Genomic DNA, 13,106 nt, shown 5'->3' with positions numbered 1-13,106 from the left:
CGGTACTTGTTAACGGTGCTTTGAACGGATTCAAAGGATGAGCTTATGATGAAAAAGAGTCGGCATTTCCCACTTATTCTTATCGTTCTGATTTTTACTTTATTATCAGGGTGTCGTTCTTTAACGACACTCTATTTCCATCCCAGCACTCAATACTTTAATGATCCTAAAGATTATGGCATTTCTTATGAAGCGGTCACGCTTGAAACGCCAGATGGTGTTCAGTTAGAGAACTGGCTGTTTCATGCGGAAGGCGAGCTTAAAGGTCGTATCGTTTTCTTTCATGGTAATGCAGAAAATATCAGTACGCATTTTGGTAGTGTTCATTGGCTGCCTAAAGCGGGTTATGAAGTTTTTCTGGTTGATTATCGTGGGTTTGGTAAATCATCCGGGGTGCCTGTTTTGCCGGATGTGCTTTCAGATATGCAAGTATCCTATGAATGGATGCAACGAAGAGCGTCTGTTGATAACAAACCCATTTATGTTTTAGGGCAGAGCATTGGTGCCGCCTTGTCAGTTATGGCCATCGCGAATATGGAATCACAACCGGATTGTGTGGTGTTAGATGCCGGGTTTGGTTCGTTTCAGGATATGGCGAGAATCAGCTTTCAACGCTCTTGGTTATTTTGGCTTTTTGCTTATCCGGCCAGTTGGTTGTTGCCTTCGGATTTAGAACCAGAGGATTATGCAGATAAACTTAAGATGCCTGTTCTGCAATTCCATTCGCCGAATGATCAGGTGATTCCTTATGATCAAGGTGTCGCACTTAGCAGGCATTTTGAACAACTGTCATGGGTCGACTCTTCAGGCCTGCATATTGCGACCTTCAATTTACAGAAATACCGGAATGTTCTTTTGGATTTCTATCAGACATGTAATTCTCAATAAATCGCAGTACTCTTTGAACGTTATTTATTTCCTGTCTATTTTGCTTTATTAGGGTAATGGTAAAGGGTTTGTTGTTATGTATAAGGTGCTTAATAAATTAATTGCTCTCAGTTTGCTGGTATTTGTTTCTGTATCTTATGGGCAGACTTGGGATGCTCAGTCGTTTGGGCCCACTGAAGCTTATGCACGTGAGCAAGTACTCAGTCATCTGGCCAGCAATTTATACGTTCAAATCGAAAGCGAATCTGTCAGCGTGGCGGATACAGTTAAAGGTCTAAAATCCACAACCAAAACGAAAGCAACCACGCATCTGCCGATCTTAGGTGCTCAGGTGGATTGTTTTGCCAAGAGTAACGAATATACCTGTCACGGTTTGTTGGATTCCCAGCAAGCCGCTCCTTTATATCTCCAGAAGTTGACCTTGCTATCAGACGAGATCCAGCATACGGAGAAAGCGATTGATTCAATGTCACAGATTCAGCAAGAACAAGCGTTAGCTAAAGCGATTAATCAGATAGATGAATGGTATCGCTTACGTGAAGTGCTCGCTCTGCTTTCCAGTGCTGATGCGAAGAAAGCATCCTTAGATGTGAGTAAGCATGATTTAATGGAACGCTTACAACAAAGCGTATCTCAATCCAAATCGCTGGCTCATGCTGCCAAACAATTGGTTAAGAACATTACTCAATCAAATATCCTCATCTTACCTGCGACTTTGCAGAGCTCACGAGAGGTCACCGAATTTGCTCAGGCGATGAAAGTGCACTTGGAATCTGTACTTGGTGGAAAAACAACGTCCTTAAATCGAGCGGAATACTACTTTGAAGGGCAATACGCAAAGCATGGAAAAGGAATAACGGTAAATTACCGCTTAGTGGATCGTCAGGGGAGTGTTGTTGCTGCTCGGCTTGTTCGGTTAGCACCTTCAGCATTTGCACATCTTAATACACAGCCAAAAGCCGTCGACTTTGATCAGTTATTGCATTCGGGGTATGCCGTGTCGTCTGATTTTTCAGTGCAGCTGCGCACTAATCGCGGGATGCGTGATTTGGCGTTTATGGCGGGTGAATCGGTTGAACTCTTTATCAAATTGAACCAGCCTGGCTATTACTATTTAGTAGGTCATACCAAGAGTAATCAAGGTGAAAAAAGCTATCTCCTTGATTTGCAGGATGCGCCGGGGAATCGAAAATTTATCCAATATGTAAATGCGGACGATGCCAATCGCTGGATGTCCTTGGGTGAGTTTGAAATCGAGCCACCGTTTGGGGTGGAGAGCCTGCAAGTGATGGCGCTTAAAAATGATCCTATGGATTTGATTCCCTACACCGAGTTTGATGGTACTTACTACACCATTGCCAAAAGTGTGAGCGAAGGCGTTTCTAAAACTCGCGGCTTGGTTAAAAAGAAGAAAAAAGCCAGTGAAGTGAATCCGGCGGAAGCGGTGTTGATGTTTACCACCTTGCCCAGAGTAGTAACGGATTGAGCGCTTGCAATTGAGACAGTAAATAAGAATAAAAAAGGGGATTGTAACAAATCCCCTTTTTCGTTTCGTGCGGTTAATGGTTTAAACAGATTAAACCAAGTGACCCCACATATCGTATTCATCGGCTTCTTCGATTTTAACGGTTACGATTTCCCCTGGCTTCAGGTGAACTTGGTTATCCAGGAAAACTTGGCCGTCGATTTCAGGCGCGTCTCCGAATGAACGGCAAACGGCACCTTCTTCTACCACTTCATCAACGATCACATCCATGATGGTACCGACTTTTGCTTGAAGCTTGGCAGCACTGATGCGCTGTTGAACTTCCATAAAGCGATCCCAACGCTCTTGTTTTACGTCTTCATCAACTTGATCTGGTAGCTCATTAGCAGTGGCACCATCTACCGGAGAGTACTTAAAGCAGCCGACGCGATCCAATTGTGCTTCTTCAAGGAAGTCTAATAGCATTTGGAAGTCTTCTTCGGTTTCACCAGGGAAGCCCACAATAAAGGTAGAGCGAAGCACAATGTTCGGGCAGATCTCGCGCCATTTCTTAATACGTCCTAGCACTTTCTCAGAATGGGCAGGGCGCTTCATGTTCTTTAACACTTTTGGTGATGCGTGTTGGAATGGGATATCCAAGTACGGAAGGATTTTTCCTTCAGCCATCAAAGGAATCAGCTCATCTACATTCGGATATGGATAAACATAGTGAAGGCGAACCCAGATGCCAAACTTAGCCAACTCTTCACACAGTTGAGTTAAGCGTGTTTTAACCGGGCGACCATCCCAGAAGTCAAGTTTGTATTTGGTGTCGACGCCATAAGCACTGGTGTCTTGTGAAATCACCAATAATTCTTTAACACCGGCATCCGCAAGGCGTTTGGCTTCATGAAGCACTTCACCCACAGGGCGGCTAACCAAATCACCACGGAAAGAAGGAATAATGCAGAACGTACAACGGTGGTTACAGCCTTCTGAGATTTTTAGATAAGCGTAATGTTTTGGTGTTAACTTCACGCCAGTATCGGGAACTAAGCTCTCAAACGGATTATGAACCGGTTTATCAACCACTTCATGAACTTGATTCATAACTTCATCGTAAGCATGCGGGCCACTTACTGCTAGCACGTTAGGATGCACTTCACGGATAACATCTTCTTTCGCACCTAAGCAGCCGGTCACGATAACTTTACCGTTTTCCTGAATGGCTTCACCAATGGTATCCAATGATTCCTGAACTGCGCTATCAATGAATCCGCACGTATTTACAAGAACAACATCCGCATCCTCATAGCTAGGGGATATCTCATAACCTTCGGTTTTTAGTTGAGTCAGAATACGCTCCGAGTCTACCGTATTTTTTGGGCAGCCCAGTGATACAAACCCGACTTTACCTTGATGCTTTGACATAGAAATTGTTCTCAGAATTACAGTTCATAAATGATAGGTTTTAAACAGCGGCGTATTGTAGCGTTAGAGCAAAAGACAGTTAAGGTTTAGGTCGTCTTTTTTTGGTCATTGGTCGGGAAATGATCAATTTGAGTGGTCACAAGATATGTTGAGAGCAATGAGGTATGGCTGACAGTCTTTTTAACATAAAGATAACGAAAAAAGTCAGTGTTGAGGGCAGATTAGTGTCTACACTCAAATGTGTGGATCAGAAAAGATTCTAACAAAAACAGGGTTCAGTGAAGCACATCTCGCGAGACCAAGCTTAGTATTAATTTTCATGTCTTACTTGATAGAGGCAGGGGATCTTTTTGATTTAAATCTTCCTTTAAATCAAAGAGTTGTCCGGCGCGGAGCGCATCTATTGAGTATTCGGCAAGTATTATCTGATGAGGATGTATATGGAACTAGCAGACATTTTCAATAGCTCACAACAACTCCCAAGTATTCCTAAAGTGGTTCAGGAACTGATCGAAAGTTTTAAGGATGAAGAATCCATCGATATTGACGACATTGCCGATAAAATATCGAAAGATCAGGTGTTAAGTGCAAAGGTTTTACGAATCGCTAATTCGGCGAAATTCAGTTCGAGTCGTGAAGTCAAAACGATCAATGATGCAGTGGTGCTGCTTGGCTTGAGTATGTTGCGAACCATGGTGTTGGCTTCAGGTATCTCGGCGGCAGTTACTGTACCTCAAGGGTTTGATCGAAAAGGTTTTTGGAAAGACAGTTTTGCAGTTGCCGAGCTATCGCGTTGGATTGCTCGTTATACCAATGTGAACCCTGAATCTGCATTTACGGCGGGCATGTTGTATTCCATTGGTATAGTACTGATGCATACCGTGTATCCGCAGGAATGTGTCGGCGTTGATGCCATGATCAAAGAAGGTAAAGACCGTCGTGAAGCGGAGCATCAGGTCTTTGGTTATGATTACGCGGAGGTTGGTGCAGAGTTGGCGAGGCGATGGCGTTTTCCTAATGAAATGAGCGATGGCATTGCTCATCACTATGATCCGTTGGCGAATGATCCGGTTCCGCCTATGGCTGGCATTATTAATCTAGCGCTATTCCTACATCAAGCACACATGGACGAGTTAAGTGAAGACGAGATTATCGCTCGCTTCCCTTCTCAAATCGCAGATGCGGTGGGAATGGATCATCCGAGAGCATTGCAGGAAGTACAGGATGCGGTGGGTGTTGAAGAAGCGTTGGATGCTCTTTTAGAAGGCTTGTAATCGACTTTCTGTCAATATATCTGATCGATAAGGGCTGGCATTTGCTGGCCTTTTCTGTATCTGGCTTTTCGTTCTTCGGACTTTCTATATTCGGCGGTTTTTCCTCTACGCAGTCTGTTGTAGAATAGCGCCTCATTTTTGAAGCATTTTAGTGTTGTTTCGCTATAAAGCAGTTTGTTAACTCCTTCCCCAATTTCATAAAGGTTGATAAATGAATCTTCGTAACTTTCTAGATCAAGCGTTTTCAAAAGCATTAGTAGCCGCAGGTGCTCCTGAAGGAACACCAGGAATGGTGCGACCAAGCGCGAAAGCTAATTTCGGAGATTATCAATCCAACGGTGTGATGCCGGTTGCCAAAAAACTGGGCATGAATCCACGTGAGTTTGCTCAGAAAGTGGTTGAGCAGGTTCAGCTCGAAGGTGTGATCGATAAATTAGAAATTGCGGGCCCAGGGTTCATTAATATCTTTCTAAATAAAGATTGGGTTGCCAACGAATTAAAAGGCTACGACTCGCGTTGCGGTGTTGAGCTTCAAGAGACTCAAACCATTGCGGTTGATTATTCCGCTCCGAACGTTGCTAAAGAAATGCACGTTGGTCACTTGCGTTCCACCATTATCGGAGATGCTGTTGTTCGAACGTTGGAGTTTTTAGGTCACAAAGTGATTCGTTGTAATCACATTGGTGACTGGGGTACTCAATTTGGGATGTTGATTGCACACCTAGAAGAGCTGATGCGTGATAACCCGGATGTACTTGAATCTGAATTGTCGGATTTGGAAGAATTCTATCGTCAATCCAAGCAGAAATACGATTTCGATGAGGAATTTGCAGAGCGCGCGCGTAATTACGTGGTGAAGCTGCAAGGTGGTGACCAGTGGTGTAATGACATGTGGCGCAAGCTGGTTGATGTCACTATGGAGCAGAACCAGAAGTCTTATGACCGTTTAAATGTGACTTTGTCTCGTGATGATGTCATGGGTGAAAGCCAGTACAACGATATGCTGCCAGGTGTTGTGGCTGATCTTAAAGAGAAAGGTTTGGCTGTTGAAGACGATGGCGCCATGGTGGTGTTCTTGGACGAGTTTAAGAACAAAGATGGCGATCCAATGGGTGTAATTATCCAGAAGAAAGACGGTGGCTTCCTTTACACGACGACGGACATTGCATGTGCCAAGTATCGTAATGAAGAATTAGGTGCAGACCGTGTACTTTATTTCATCGACTCCCGTCAGGCTCAGCACTTACAGCAAGCTTGGACCATTGTCCGTAAAGCGGGCTATGCGCCTGAAGGCATGTCTTTGGAGCACCATGCATTTGGCATGATGTTAGGCAAAGATGGCCGCCCGTTCAAAACTCGTTCTGGCGGTGTGGTTAAGTTGTCTGATTTGTTGGATGAAGCAGAGCAGCGTGCCACTAGTTTGATTGAGTCGAAAGGTTCTGATCTTACTGAAGAGCAAAAACAAGCGGTGATCGATGCCGTATCCATCGGTGCTGTGAAGTATGCTGATCTATCTAAGAACCGCACGACGGATTACATTTTCGAGTGGGATAACATGTTGTCGTTTGAAGGTAATACTGCGCCTTACCTTCAGTATGCTTACACTCGTGTTGTTAGTGTATTCCGCAAAGCAGATGAGTCATTAGAAACCTTTGCTGCGGATATTGTTGTTCAAGAAGACGCAGAGCGTACTTTGGCAATGAAACTCTTACAACTTCCTGAGGTCGTAGAAGCGGTAGCGAAAGAGGGTGCACCACATTTACTGTGTACGTATCTGTATGAGTTGTCAGGCAACTTCATGACCTTCTACGAGGCGTGTCCTATCAATAAAGAGGGCGTGGATGCCGAGGTTCGAGCAAGCCGTTTGGCACTGTGTAAACGCGTTGCAGAAGCGATGCACACTGGCCTGGATCTGTTAGGCATTAAGGTTGTTGATCGTATGTAATAGGGCGGCTATGATGCTTTTTGTCGCCTTTTAACATTTGGCGCTTATTTCAGATAAAAAATGTAACTCAGTCCACATTTTTGTGGTACCCAAACCAGTACACTTTATCGCGCACAGGGCACACACTCCTAAGCGACCTGTGTACTGGACGACTAACAATAACAATATGGGATCAGAGATAAATGTTTAAAAAAATCATCGCATGTGGCGCAATGGTTTGCGCAATGTCCGCTTCAGCTATGCAAATTGCTGACATTGAAATTCCAGATCAACTAAGTGTTTCAAGTGGCGATCTAGTGCTTAATGGCGCAGGCATCCGTGACAAGATGTTCCTGGATCTTTACGTTGCAGGTCTTTACCTACAAAACAAAGGCTTATCAGCCGATCAGGTTGTTAATGCTGACCAGCCAATGGCGCTTCGTTTACACATCGTTTCTGGCTTGATTACAGCAGAGAAAATGGTCAATGCAACGAACGAAGGTTTTGAGCTGGCAACGGGTGGTAACACTGCAGCAATCAAATCTGAAATCGATAAGTTCATCAATGTTTTCCGTGAAGAGATTAAAGAAGGTGACATCTTTGATTTGGTTTACGTACCAGGTGAAGGTGTAACTGTTACTAAGAACGGTGTTAAGAAAGACACTGTTAAAGGCGTAGAATTCAAAAAAGCTATGTTCGGTATTTGGTTGTCAGACAATCCTGTACACGACGGCTTAAAAGCTGAATTGCTAGGTAGTTAAGCGCTAAGTAGCAAACTTCAGATCGATAAAAAGCGAGCTTCGGCTCGCTTTTTTTATGCCTGCAGTTTGACCAATAACCTATCCAGAGAAGGGGAGAATGGAAGGATAGTCTATAGATGTCTATGTTTTTTTGATCAGAATAAAAACGTTTATCAGGAAAATATTTAGAGTCCTAAAAGAATTCTTTTGGTGGTGTGACTGTCTTTATCTTATTGAAAATAAAAGATTAATCGTTATTTCTTTAGGTTTTGATCCGTTTTTTTCTGAGTGGCTATCTGAATATTAGTAGACTTTGTGGATTTGATATTTACAACTCTAACTATTATTATTCTTTTTATATTGAACGTTCATTAAAAAAAGAATGGGTTATGAATACGCTTTGAAGTATGGCTTGGGGCTTGCTCAATGCGGTGATCCAAATCTTGAAACGTTCAATTTGTTTAATGAATGAAGAGTACGTTCGTGTCATGCCAAAAGTAGGAATGAAACCAATACGCCAAGCGCAGCTGATTGAGGCAACCATTGCTTCTGTCGAACGCTTTGGTTTGCATGGGACGACAGTAAGCAGTATCAGTAAGATTGCTGGAGTATCGACGGGGGTCATCAGTCATTACTTCGGCGGTAAGCAAGAATTATTAGAAGCGACGGTTCGATTTTTACTGCAGTCGTTGCAGGATGAATTGTTTGCTCAGTTGAACAGCGAAATTGGGAATGATCCATTAACGCGTTTGGATGCGATCATTGATGCTAACTTCAGCCAATTTCAAATTGATGAGTCCAGTGCAAAGACTTGGATGGCATTTTGGGCTCAGTCAATGCATCAGCCAGAGTTTGCACGTTTGCAACGAGTGAATGAACGCCGATTGCATTCAAACCTTAAATATTCACTAAGAGCATTGTTGCCAGAAGAAATGGTTGATGATGCAGCAAAAAGTATTGCCGCTTTGATTGATGGCCTATGGTTACGAGGTGCGCTTAGTGAAGAAGCTATTGATGGGCAGCACGCCGCTGCATTATGTAAACGATTTTTGAGATCTTTGATTTAGCGAATAAGTTATGACTAACCCCGTTACGAACAAACCATGTTATCAATCCTTTATTCATGGCCAGTATGTGGCAAATGCCACTGGTGAAACTTTCGATGTAGTAAACCCTGCTACTGGTGAAGTGATTTACGCTGTTGAACAAGCGGATGAAGCCTTGGTTGATCGCGCGGTTGAATCTGCGCAACAAGGCTTTGCTGAGTGGTCAGCAATGACTGGTATGGAGCGTTCACGCATCCTATTAAAAGCGGTTGCGCTGTTGCGCGAACGTAATGATGAACTGGCTCGAATTGAAGTATTGGATACCGGTAAACCTTGGCAAGAAGCGTCTGTTGTAGATGTTGTTACCGGGGCCGATTCCATTGAATTCTTTGCTGGTCTCGCGCCATCTATCGAGGGCAATCAACAGGATTTAGGTGGTGATTTTTATTACACCCGTCGCGAGCCTTTGGGCGTGTGTGCTGGGATTGGTGCTTGGAATTATCCGTTACAGATTGCTTGCTGGAAATCAGCTCCGGCCCTGGCAACGGGTAATGCGATGGTGTTTAAGCCGTCAGAAGAAACACCATTGGGCGCATTGAAACTGGCAGAAATTTTTATTGAAGCAGGTGTACCGGCTGGCGTATTCAATGTAGTTCAAGGCGACCATCGAGTAGGGCAGCAACTGACCGGTCATAGTGGTATCGAGAAGGTTTCCTTTACGGGTGAAGTGGGTACGGGCAAGAAGGTGATGGCTAATGCCGCATCAAACCTAAAAGATGTGACCATGGAGCTGGGTGGTAAGTCGCCATTGATCGTGTTTGACGATGCCGATCTGGACGAAGCGGTGTCTGCTGCCATGTTGGGTAACTTCTACACCCAAGGTGAAATTTGTACTAACGGTACACGAGTCTTTGTGCATGAATCCGTGATGGATCAATTCAAAGAGAAGTTGGTGACACGCATCCAGAACAACATCATTGCGGGTAATCCTCTTGATCCGGAAGTGAATTTCGGCGCAATGATTTCTAAGAAACATCACAGCTTAGTGATGGATTACATTCAGAAAGGCATTGATGAAGGTGCAACCCTACTCGCGGGTGGTCAAGCGTTAAGCCCTGAATCAGCACCTAATGGTTATTTCGTTGCGCCGACCGTGTTTGCGGATTGTACAGACGACATGACCATTGTTCGTGAAGAAATCTTTGGCCCGGTCATGGCGTTGTTGAGCTTCTCTGAAGAAACCGAAGTCATTGCGCGTGCTAACGATACGGAACTTGGTCTAGCCGCTGGTGTATTTACCCAAAACATTCAACGTGCTCATCGTGTGATTCATCAAATACAAGCGGGTATTTGCTGGATCAATGCCTACGGCGCTTCGCCTGCCGAAATGCCGGTGGGTGGATACAAGCAATCGGGCATTGGTCGTGAAAATGGTGTGGCGACATTAAATCACTATACCCAGTTGAAAGCGGTATATGTGGGGATGAATCCTTTGGAAAGCCCGTTTTAGGAAAGTTTGATGAGCAAAAAATACGATTACATCATTGTTGGCGCTGGTTCGGCCGGTTGTGTGTTAGCCAATCGACTGTCGGAAGACCCTAAGGTATCTGTGTTGTTATTGGAAACCGGTGGCAGTGATCGAAGCATTTTTATTCAGATGCCGACGGCCTTATCCATTCCGATGAATACTGAAAAATACGCTTGGCAGTTTGAGACTGAACCTGAGCTGCATTTGGATAACCGTGAAATGCATTGCCCACGAGGTAAAGTGCTGGGTGGTTCGTCGTCGATCAATGGCATGGTGTACGTTCGTGGCCATGCAAAAGACTTTGATGAGTGGGCAGAACATGGTGCCAAAGATTGGGATTATGCGAACTGCTTACCGTATTTCAAAAAAGCGGAAACCTGGGCGTTCGGTGCTGATGAGTATCGTGGTGATTCCGGCCCGTTGGGTGTCAATAACGGCAACCAGATGAAGAATCCGCTCTATAAGACGTTCATCAAAGCGGGTCAGCAAGCGGGTTATTTCTTTACTCAGGATTACAATGGTAAACAGCAAGAAGGTTTTGGCCCGATGCACATGACGGTTAAGAACGGTGTGCGTTGGTCAACTTCAAACGCTTACTTGCGTCCTGCGATGTCTCGCCCAAATCTAACCGTAATAACCCACGCTTTGGTGCATAAAGTGCTGTTAGAAAATAAACCTGGGCAGGAAAACAAAATCGCAGTGGGAGTGAAGTACGAGCGTAAAGGCACCATTGAAGAGGTGCGTTGCTCGAAAGAAGTCGTACTTTCGGCAGGGTCGGTTGGCTCGCCTCAGATCTTACAGCTCTCCGGTATTGGTAACAAAGCTGTGCTTGAAAAGGCGGGTGTCGAAGTTGCGCACGAGTTACCCGGCGTGGGTGAAAACCTTCAGGATCACTTGGAGTTTTACTTCCAGTTTAAGTGCAAACAGCCAATCACCTTGAACAGTAAGTTGGACTGGTTCAATAAATTCTTAATTGGTGCCCGTTGGTTCTTTAAACGTGATGGTTTAGGTGCAACCAACCACTTTGAGTCGTGCGGCTTTATTCGTTCCAAAGCAGGCGTTGAGTGGCCAGACCTTCAATACCATTTCTTACCAGCGGCGATGCGTTACGATGGCCGAACCGCCTTTGCTGGTCATGGCTTCCAGGTACACATTGGCCATAACAAACCGAAAAGTCGTGGACGTATTCATATTAAGAGTGCTGATCCGAAAGATAAGCCGAGCATTCTGTTTAACTATCTTCAACACGAAGATGACATTGAAGGTTTCCGGGACTGCGTGAAATTAACGCGTGAGATCATCAATCAACCTGCGTTCGATGATTATCGGGACGGAGAAATCCAACCTGGTGAGCACGTAAGAACGGATGAAGAGATTGATCAGTTCGTACGTCAGAACGTAGAAAGTGCGTATCACCCGTCGTGTTCTTGCCGGATGGGAGAAGATGACATGGCAGTGGTGGATTCCGAAACACGGGTGCGCGGGGTTTCCGGATTACGCGTGGTGGATTCATCCATCTTCCCAACGATTCCAAATGGGAACTTAAATGCGCCGACCATTATGGTGGCTGAACGTGCTGCGGATTTGATTAAAGGGCAGGGCACCTTGCAGGTAAGCACGGCAGAGGTCGGAATGGAGCACGAGTGGCAAACCAAGCAGCGTGATCACACTCCAGAGCGCATTATTAAATAGCGGCTGATTACAACGACTTATTACAACAAATAATTTGAACAACCAATAACAAGAAAACTCATCGATAACGAGGAAACACAGACAATGAAATTTAGATCTCTACTCGGTTCGGTACTGCTATCAGCAGCGACCTTGTCTGCATCAACGATAGCAAGTGCAAACCAATGTGAAACCGTTCGTTTTTCGGACGTTGGCTGGACTGATATTACGGCGACCACCGCGATTACGTCTACGTTGCTGGAAGGCATGGGCTACAAAACCAAGACTCAGTTACTGTCTGTGCCTGTGACCTATAAGTCGTTGGAAAATAACGACATTGATGTGTTCTTGGGTAACTGGATGCCAACGATGGAAGCGGACATCAAAGCGTACCGTGAGCGTGGTACGGTTGAAACCATCCATAAGAATTTAGAAGGTGCAAAGTATACGTTGGCGGTTCCTAAATACGTGTACGATACCGGTGTGAAAAACTTTGCAGATATCGCCAAGTTTGCCGATAAGTTCGACAGCAAAATTTACGGCATCGAACCAGGCAACGACGGCAACCGTTTGATTCAATCCATGATTGATCAGGATGCGTTTGGTCTTAAAGGCTTTAAAGTGGTTGAGTCTTCTGAAGCAGGTATGTTGTCTCAGGTAAAACGTAAGACCAAGCGCGACAAGTGGATTGTGTTCCTAGGTTGGGAGCCACACCCAATGAATGCGAACTTTGAGTTGGAGTATCTGGAAGGTGGTGATGATTTCTTCGGCCCGAACCTTGGGGGAGCAAGCGTTTTCACTAACGTTCGTAAGGGGTATGCCGCTGAGTGTAAGAACGTGGGCAACTTATTAACGAATCTGACCTTTACTTTGGCGATGGAAAACGAAGTGATGTCTGCCATTCTTGATGAAGGTAAAAAGCCTAACGCTGCTGCAAAAGCATGGTTAAGTAACAACACGTCTGTACTTTCCGGCTGGCTTGAAGGTGTTACCACACTTGACGGTAAGCCTGCTGAAGCTGCAGTTAAAGCATTTTTAGCTAAGTAGTCGATGACTGTTGAGTTAAGTCGTTAGCAAAGCATTAGCTTAGATTCTTTTATGTGTGATCACTAGTGATCACACATGTCATTCATTAATCA

At 44.7% G+C, this 13,106-nt stretch carries 10 protein-coding genes; 9 read left to right on the top strand and 1 reads right to left on the bottom strand.

Translation table 11 applies throughout. The annotated features are described in order from the left end of the window. Nucleotides 1-45: 45 nt before the first annotated feature. Together ACFOEK_RS03530 and ACFOEK_RS03525 are read left to right on the top strand one after the other, a co-directional pair. A complete protein-coding gene (locus ACFOEK_RS03530) occupies nt 46-888 on the top strand; it encodes an alpha/beta hydrolase (RefSeq protein ID WP_386716250.1) in 843 nt (280 codons plus the stop codon). Nucleotides 889-964: 76 nt separating this feature from the next. After that, entirely contained in the window at nt 965-2,374 is a 1,410-nt protein-coding gene (locus ACFOEK_RS03525; RefSeq protein WP_386716247.1) for a hypothetical protein, read from the top strand. Between the two features lie 90 nt (nt 2,375-2,464). On the opposite strand, the gene rimO is transcribed toward ACFOEK_RS03525, so the two are convergent. Next, entirely contained in the window at nt 2,465-3,784 is a 1,320-nt protein-coding gene (gene rimO / locus ACFOEK_RS03520; protein ID WP_386716244.1) for a 30S ribosomal protein S12 methylthiotransferase RimO, read from the bottom strand. A 440-nt stretch (nt 3,785-4,224) separates the two neighbouring features. Between rimO and ACFOEK_RS03515 the strand changes: the two genes are divergently transcribed. From ACFOEK_RS03515 to ACFOEK_RS03485, 7 genes are all read left to right on the top strand, one after another. Further along, nucleotides 4,225-5,058: an HDOD domain-containing protein gene (locus tag ACFOEK_RS03515; RefSeq protein ID WP_386716241.1), complete on the top strand. Its 834-nt coding sequence runs from the start codon at nt 4,225-4,227 to the stop codon at nt 5,056-5,058. A gap of 211 nt (nt 5,059-5,269) precedes the next feature. Continuing rightward, nucleotides 5,270-7,003, top strand: a complete 1,734-nt coding sequence (gene argS, locus ACFOEK_RS03510) for an arginine--tRNA ligase (RefSeq protein ID WP_386716238.1) — start codon at nt 5,270-5,272, stop codon at nt 7,001-7,003. 224 nt (nt 7,004-7,227) lie between these two features. Beyond that, nucleotides 7,228-7,743 (top strand): chalcone isomerase family protein, encoded by a 516-nt coding sequence (locus ACFOEK_RS03505; RefSeq protein ID WP_386716235.1) that lies wholly within the window; start codon nt 7,228-7,230, stop codon nt 7,741-7,743. A gap of 422 nt (nt 7,744-8,165) precedes the next feature. Further along, on the top strand, nt 8,166-8,789 hold the full coding sequence (gene betI / locus ACFOEK_RS03500; RefSeq protein WP_386716232.1) for a transcriptional regulator BetI: 624 nt from the start codon (nt 8,166-8,168) through the stop codon (nt 8,787-8,789). A gap of 10 nt (nt 8,790-8,799) precedes the next feature. After that, nucleotides 8,800-10,278: a betaine-aldehyde dehydrogenase gene (gene betB, locus ACFOEK_RS03495; RefSeq protein ID WP_386716229.1), complete on the top strand. Its 1,479-nt coding sequence runs from the start codon at nt 8,800-8,802 to the stop codon at nt 10,276-10,278. A gap of 9 nt (nt 10,279-10,287) precedes the next feature. Continuing rightward, nucleotides 10,288-11,988, top strand: coding sequence for a choline dehydrogenase (gene betA, locus ACFOEK_RS03490; RefSeq protein WP_386716226.1), 1,701 nt, complete (start codon nt 10,288-10,290; stop codon nt 11,986-11,988). Between the two features lie 84 nt (nt 11,989-12,072). Beyond that, nucleotides 12,073-13,014 carry a choline ABC transporter substrate-binding protein gene (locus ACFOEK_RS03485; protein WP_386716223.1) on the top strand — a complete coding sequence of 314 codons (942 nt, stop codon included), beginning with the start codon at nt 12,073-12,075 and terminating at the stop codon, nt 13,012-13,014. Nucleotides 13,015-13,106: the final 92 nt, after the last annotated feature.

Origin of the sequence: Litoribrevibacter euphylliae, from assembly GCF_042646085.1 — a bacterium.
In the GTDB taxonomy this organism is placed as follows: Bacteria; Pseudomonadota; Gammaproteobacteria; order Pseudomonadales; family Litoribrevibacteraceae; genus Litoribrevibacter; species Litoribrevibacter euphylliae.
Note: the sequence above shows the minus strand (reverse complement) of the source record. Positions and strands in the feature narration are given on the sequence as shown.